8 protein-coding genes are annotated in these 6622 nt (G+C 71.1%); 6 read left to right on the top strand and 2 right to left on the bottom strand.

Annotated features, from left to right (window positions below):
* Nucleotides 1-66 precede the first annotated feature (66 nt).
* Genes sp36 through FPZ12_RS33050 form a run of 6 tightly spaced genes read left to right on the top strand, consistent with a single transcriptional unit; the run spans nucleotide 67 to nucleotide 4142 of the window.
* On the top strand, nucleotides 67-222 hold the full coding sequence (sp36, locus tag FPZ12_RS33025) for a Sp36 family protein (RefSeq protein WP_144759675.1): 156 nt from the start codon (nucleotides 67-69) through the stop codon (nucleotides 220-222).
* Entirely contained in the window at nucleotides 219-674 is a 456-nt protein-coding gene (locus tag FPZ12_RS33030; RefSeq protein WP_144759672.1) for a RidA family protein, read from the top strand. Before sp36 ends, FPZ12_RS33030 begins: the two co-directional genes overlap by 4 nt.
* Nucleotides 674-1294: a hypothetical protein gene (locus tag FPZ12_RS33035; RefSeq protein WP_144759669.1), complete on the top strand. Its 621-nt coding sequence runs from the start codon at nucleotides 674-676 to the stop codon at nucleotides 1292-1294. The genes FPZ12_RS33030 and FPZ12_RS33035 overlap by 1 nt, the downstream gene beginning before the upstream one ends.
* A 38-nt stretch (nucleotides 1295-1332) precedes the next feature.
* A complete protein-coding gene (locus FPZ12_RS33040; protein WP_144759698.1) occupies nucleotides 1333-2550 on the top strand; it encodes a hypothetical protein in 1218 nt (405 codons plus the stop codon).
* Between the two features lie 54 nt (nucleotides 2551-2604).
* A complete protein-coding gene (locus tag FPZ12_RS33045) occupies nucleotides 2605-3375 on the top strand; it encodes an NUDIX hydrolase (RefSeq protein WP_144759694.1) in 771 nt (256 codons plus the stop codon).
* Nucleotides 3372-4142 carry an MBL fold metallo-hydrolase gene (locus FPZ12_RS33050; RefSeq protein WP_144759666.1) on the top strand — a complete coding sequence of 257 codons (771 nt, stop codon included), beginning with the start codon at nucleotides 3372-3374 and terminating at the stop codon, nucleotides 4140-4142. Before FPZ12_RS33045 ends, FPZ12_RS33050 begins: the two co-directional genes overlap by 4 nt.
* Here the strand turns inward: FPZ12_RS33050 and FPZ12_RS33055 are convergent.
* Both FPZ12_RS33055 and FPZ12_RS33060 read right to left on the bottom strand, forming a co-directional pair.
* The gene (locus FPZ12_RS33055; protein WP_144759662.1) at nucleotides 4126-5031 is read right to left on the bottom strand and encodes a LysR family transcriptional regulator; all 906 of its coding nucleotides are present in this window, start codon (nucleotides 5029-5031) and stop codon (nucleotides 4126-4128) included. The genes FPZ12_RS33050 and FPZ12_RS33055 overlap by 17 nt on opposite strands.
* A gap of 54 nt (nucleotides 5032-5085) precedes the next feature.
* On the bottom strand, nucleotides 5086-6342 hold the full coding sequence (locus tag FPZ12_RS33060) for an MFS transporter (RefSeq protein ID WP_144759658.1): 1257 nt from the start codon (nucleotides 6340-6342) through the stop codon (nucleotides 5086-5088).
* Nucleotides 6343-6622: the final 280 nt, after the last annotated feature.

A 6622-nucleotide genomic window follows, 5' to 3' on the forward strand; every position in this document is an offset into this window, starting at 1 on the left:
GTGACGGACAGTGAGACTGCTCGGGTGCCCGGCCCCCGGGTTGATCGGGTCGTTACGCTCGGGCGCATGACGAAGTGGGAGTACGCCACCGTTCCGCTGTTGATCCACGCCACCAAGCAGATCCTGGACCAATGGGGCGAGGACGGCTGGGAACTGGTGACCGTGCTGCCCAATCCGAGTGGCGAGCAGCACGTCGCCTACCTCAAGAGGCCGAAGGCATGACCTGGTCCGAGCAGCTGGCCGGGCTCGGCATCGAGCTGCCGGCCGTGGCCGCGCCGGTCGCCGCCTACGTGCCGGCCGTGCGCAGCGGTTCGCACGTGTACACCTCGGGGCAACTGCCGTTCGTCGACGGCAGGCTCGCGGCCACCGGCAAGGTCGGTGCCGAGGTCAGCCCCGAGGAGGCCAAGCGGCACGCGCGCACCTGCGTGCTCAACGCCTTGGCCGCGGTGCACGCGCTGACCGGGATCGACGCCGTGACGAAGGTGGTCAAGGTCGTCGGCTTCGTGGCTTCCGCGGAGGGCTTCACCGGCCAGCCCGCGGTGGTCAACGGGGCGTCCGAGCTGCTGGGCGAGATCTTCGGAGAAGCGGGCGCGCATGCGCGTTCGGCGGTGGGGGTGGCCGAGCTTCCGTTGGGAGCGCCGGTCGAGGTCGAACTGATCGTGGAGGTTCAGTAGTGGATCCGGACATCGAAGCGGCGTGTCACGAACTCCTGCTGCACCTGGCCGGCCGGATGCCGGACCAGTTGCTGTGGCGCTACCGCGACTGGCTGGGTGAGGGCGCGATGACGACGCTCGCGCGCACCCTGCCGCGCACGCTGCTCAAGCACAACATCGACCTCGACCAGCCGGAATACCGGTTGCTGGTCGCGGGGCTGGTCCCGCACGGCGCGGACTGGCACCAGGTGAGTTCGACGCTCGGGGTAGACGACGTCCCCGAGAACCGGTACACATTCACGGGGAGTGCACCCGATTGGGTGAACTCCGTAGACTCAGTGTCCGCGTTGGTGCACGCAACGTTGCGAGGCCGGCCGGACGTGGGCGAGGTGCGGGAGAGCTGGCGGCACGGCGACGGTTCCAAGCCGAAGCGCGTTCTGCTGATCACCGCGCTGGCCGGCCTGCCGAGGCTGGCCGGGGAACTGCAGCGGGTCCTGCGCGTGCTGGGCGACGAACAGCCCAGTGTCGAGGTCATGCCGCCCAAGTTCGAACTGCCCGCGTACCACCGTGCCGCGCTCGCGAGCTCCGAACTCGTGTGCACGGGCGCTGTGGACACGGGGCACCGGCTCGCCGCTGCGTAACGGCTCGTCTCCGCCGAGAGCGGGCCGCTGGAGGGAGAATCGTGGAGGTCCACAGTGACGCCGCTGGGCTGGGAACCGACGGGTTCGCGGTACCGCTGCGGCTGCACAACCTGCTGCTGGCGCTGGCCGGGCGGCTGGACGACAGCGCGCTGTCCGAAGCACGTGAGCTGACGGCGAGGGCTCGCCTGGACGAGGCCGCCGAACTCACCACGGGCGCGCTGATCGCCGGCAAGCTCCCGGTGCGCGAGACGGAACAGCACGAGCTCGGGCTGGTGCTCGAGCTCAGCCGCTCCGACGCGACGCTCGCCGACCACCTCACCGTCAACGACGCTGAGGCCGACAACGGCGTGCTGCACCACTTCACCGGCGACAACCAGCCGGAGCAGGGCGTTGCCGACGCACTCGACCGCACCCTGCAGGTCCTGCCGGATCTGCGCTCGGTGCACGCGGTGTGGCGCAACACCCCGGCCGGAAGCGTGCCGGGGCCGCTGCCGCAGCGCGTGGTCCTGGTCGAGGTCGGGCCGGAGGGCAACCCGCCCGCCGCGGCCTACCGCGTCGACGCGGCACTGCGCCGGGTCGGCATCCGGGCGGTGGTCGAGGTTTCGGGCCCCGGCGCGGAACGCAATCGCTACCACGAGCAAGCGCTGAACTCGGCCACCGCGGTCTGGCTCGCCGGATCGGCGCCGTCGCCGGGAAAATCCGAGCGGCCGGCCAAGCCGGCCCCGGCCACAACGGAGGAGAAGTCCGGCAGGCACGTCGCGCGCGACGGTAAGACGGAGGAGCCGCCGGCGCCGACACCGGTGCCCGAGCCCGAGCCGGTCGCCGTCGAGGAGACGCCGGAGCCCGTCGAGGAGCCGGAGCCGGTCGAGCCGAAGCAGCCGGAGCCGGTGGCGGAGTCGGCCCCGTCCGACGGTCCCGGGCACATGTTCGGGCCGCGGGAGGAGCCGCCGGAGATCCGCGCGGAGAACACGATGGACCTGTCCTCTGCCGAGGTCGCCCAGTTGCGGGCGGCGCTGGCCGAGGACCCCGAGAAGGGCCGCGCGATCGCCTCCGCCACGATCGGGCCGGGCGAGGTCATCGAGATCCCCGAGCTGGACCTCAACGACCCGCAGCTGTCCGAACGCGACCGGCAGCTCCTTCGCGAACTGCACGCCGAGCTCGCCGAGCGTGAGCGCGCCGAGGCCGCCAAGGTCCGGCTCAACGGCGCACGTGGCGAAGACAACCCCCGCTGGGTCGACGGCTTCTCCGGATCGTGACTGGCGCGTAAGTTCCTTAGCGTGCCTGAACTTAGTTTCTCCGTGCCGGGCGGCATGGAGTTCTCCGTCGAACCGCCGGAGAGCCCTGCCGTCCCGCGCGACGCCGCGACCGTGATCCTGCTCCGCGACACCGAGCGCGGGCTCGAGGTGTTCCTGCAACGCCGGGTCGCGGCGATGGCGTTCGCCGCCGGGATGACGGTGTTCCCCGGCGGCGGGGTCGACAAGCGGGACGCGGACGCGTCGGTGGCCTGGGCCGGGCCGCCCGCCGTCGACTGGGCGGACTGGTTCAACAGCACCGAATCCGTGGCCCGCGCCCTCGTCTGCGCCGCGGTGCGGGAGACGTTCGAGGAGTCCGGAGTCCTGCTGGCAGGCACTTCGGACGCGGTCGTGGCGGACGCCGCGAAGTTCTCCGGCGCTCGCGAACAGCTGGTCTCCCGTGAGCTTTCCTTGGCCGATTTCCTGGCCCACAACGACTTGACCCTGCGCGCCGACCTGCTGCGCCCGTGGGCCCACTGGATCACACCCACGCAGGAGAAGCGTCGCTACGACACCCGCTTCTTCGCGGCCGCCCTGCCCGAGGGACAGCACGCCGACGGCGCGACCACCGAAGCGGAGTCCTCCGGCTGGCAGTTGCCCAGCGAAGCGCTCGCCGACGCCGAGGCCGGCCGCAGCACGCTGATGCCGCCGACGTGGCACACACTCACCGAACTGGCCGGGTTCGAGACCACGGCCGAGGCATTGGCCAGTGAGCGCAAGGTGGAGGCGATCATCCCCACGCTGCGCCGCGAAGGGGACAAGGTCCGCGTGATCGTGGGGGACGAATGACACACCCGGCCTACGGCGAACTGCGCCGCGTTTCCGGCACCGCTTCCGTCGTGCTGGAGAACAACCCGTCGTCGATGACGCTCGAAGGCACCAACAGCTGGGTGCTCCGCGCGCCGGGCGAAAACGCTTGCGTGGTCGTCGATCCCGGGTACGAGGACCTCGATCACCTGCCCAAACTGGCCGAAGCCGCGCCGGTGGAGCTGATCATCCTCACGCACCACCACCCCGACCACGCCGAGGGCGCGCCGTGGTTCGCCGACCGGGTCGGCGCGCCGGTGCGCGCGTTCGACCCGGCGCTGTGCCGAGGTGCCGAGTCCTTTGTGGACGGTGAAACGATCTCCGCCGCAGGGCTGGAGCTCGAAGTTATCCACACGCCAGGGCACACCGAGGACTCCGTGTGCCTGCGCGTCGGCGAGCACGTGCTGACCGGGGACACCATCCTCGGCCGCGGCACGACGGTGCTGAGCGACCTCGGCTCGTATCTCGGGTCGCTGCGCCGCCTGCTGGAGCTGCCCGCCGGGCTGAGCGGGTTGCCCGGCCACGGCCCGGAGATCGCCGACCTCCGCGCGGTGGCGCAGGAGTACCTCGACCACCGCGAGCAGCGGCTGGACCAGGTCCGCTCGGCGCTCACCGTGCTCGGCGAGGATGCGACTCCGCGGCAGATCGTGGAGCACGTGTACGCCGATGTCGACAAGGCTCTGTGGGCCCCGGCGGAGCACAGCGTCCGGGCGCAGTTGGAGTACTTGAGGGCTAGCCGGACTCAGTGAGATCGGTTGTGGCGGCCAGCTCGGTGACCACTTCGAGCAGCCGCCGCAACGCCGGTTTCCTGGCTTCCGGCAGCCAAACCACCTCTGTGTGCGTCCGCTCGTCCAGTAGCGGCACGAACTCCACGCCGCTCCGCCGGAGGCTGCGCGAGGACTCGGGCAGCCTGGTCACGCCGGCCCCGGCGGCCACCAGGCCGAGCAGGTCCTGCACGCTCGACGCCCGCCGCGCCACCCGCGGCTCGAACCCGGCCTCGCGGAAGTCGTGATCGTCCTTCTCGTGCCACGGCGGCCACGAGCCGCGCTCGGTGAGCACCCAAGGTTCGTCGGCGAGATCGCTCAGCTTGAGGTTTTCCCTTGCCGCCAAAGGATGCCCGGCGGGCAGCACGGCACACAACCGCTCGACGATCAGCGTTCGCGAAGCCAGCCCGTCGACCAGCGGCGGCCTGGTGAACCCGGCGTCGTACCGGCCGGACCGCAGCCCGGTCACCAGGTCGGCGATGCTCACGTCCTCGGCCCGCAGCTCGATGTCGGGGTAGCGCTGCCGGAACCTGCGCACGACGGGCGGCAGCAGGTGATTCGCCGTCGAGGCAAGGAAAGCCACGCGCAGCGTCCCGACCTCGCCGCGCGCGGCGCGCTGCACCGTACTGATCGCCTCCGCGGTGCGCTCGACCACCGCCCGTGCCTCCGGCAGGAACAGCAGCCCGACCTCGGTCAGCCGCGTGCCGCGGGTGTCGCGGTCGAACAGCCGCACACCCAGCACCCGCTCGAGCACGTTGATCTGCTGGGACAGCGACTGCTGCGCTATCCCGAGCCTGCCCGCCGCGTCGGTGAAGTTCAGCTCCTCGGCCACTGCGATGAAGTACCGCAGTTGCCGCAGCTCCGGACTTCTCACAGGAATCGACTGTAGCGGCTGGAGAAAGCCGATGTTGGACGCCGGATTCGGCCTTCAGGCGGACCTGGACACCTGGGAGGAGCTGAGCACCGGCACCGCGCTCGGCTGCGCTTCGCTGCGCCGCACGGTTCCGCGCAGCAGCCACACCAGCGCGGCGACCACGAGCGCCGCCCCGCTGGCCGCGAGGAAGGACGCCGAAGGCCCCTGGTGCTCGACTAGGTAACCGCTCACCGACTGGCCGAACGCCAGCCCGAGCGTCACCGCGGTGAGCACCCAGCCGAACGCCTCCGCCGCGGTCCCCTTCGGCGCGACGATCTCGATCGCCGCCGAATGCGTCGCCGACTGGGGCGTGATCATCGCCCCGGCGGCGAGCATCGCCAACGCCAGCCCCCACAACGTGGACGGCCACGCGAGCAACGCGACGAGCAGCGCGAACGCCGCCAGCAGCGCGGGCAGCCGCAGCGCCATCGACCGCGGCCACGGACGCAGGCTGAACGCCACCCCGAACGCCACCGAGCTCACCGACCAGACCGACAGCAGCACGCCACCCAACGCCGGCCTGCCCGCCTCGGTCGCCGCGGCGGGCACCGCCACCTCGACGAACCCGATCACCATGCCGAACCCCAGCGCGGCGAGCGCCAGCGTGCGCATCCCGGGGCTGGCCAGCGCGCCCATCAGCGAACCGTGCCGCTGCTCGGCCGGGCCCCAGGCGCGGACCGCCGGGCTCAGCGCGAACATCAGCGAGCCCACCACCATGCACGCGCCGCCGACGACCATGCCGGTGCCCGGCCACGGCGCCGTGACCAGCACCCCGGCCAGCCCCGGGCCGAGGATGAAGAACACCTCCATGCTGATCGCCTCGTAGGAGAACGCGGCGTTGCGAGGGGCCTCATCCTCGACCAGCCGGCCCCAGAGCGCGCGCGAGGCGGAGCCGACCATCGGCTCGGTGATCCCGATGCCCCCGCCCAAGATCACCAGAACGGGTGTCGGCGCGTGTGCCTCGATCGCGAGCGCGAGCACGGTCATCGCGACCGCGAACAAAGTGGCCACGACGATGAGCGGGCGGGTCGGCCCGAACCTGTCGATGATCCGCCCCTGCACCACCGAGCCGACGGAAACGCCGACCAGCGAGCCCGCCGAGACGAGCCCCGCCGCGGCGAACGAACCCGTCTCACGCTGGACGTACAGCAGCGCCGACAGCCCGATCATCGCGATGGGCAACCGGGCGAGCAGCGAGGCGACGAGCGGGCGGCCGGAGCCGGGCGTGGTCAGCGCGGCACGGTAGTCGGCAAGGGAGGTGGACTGAGACACGCGTACCAGTATGCGGCAGTCTGGTACGTTGGTACCACTTATTTACCGGCGATCTGGGTCACCGAATCGGGTCAGCATGTCTCGGTTCGATAACGAGCGAAGATTTTTCCGCGAAACCGCGCAACGAACCGACCCCGACAGCGTCCTTTGGGATGAACGGCCTTGAAGTTCGGGGTAGGGGCCGTGGCATGGTTGACATAACAGAAGAACTCCCTCCGGAACTTGGGTCGGGGCCTAACCGGAGGGCGGGGAGCGCGGTCCGTCGGGGGATGGCCCGCGC

Source organism: Amycolatopsis acidicola (assembly GCF_007713735.2).
Taxonomy (GTDB): Bacteria; Actinomycetota; Actinomycetes; order Mycobacteriales; family Pseudonocardiaceae; genus Amycolatopsis_E; species Amycolatopsis_E acidicola.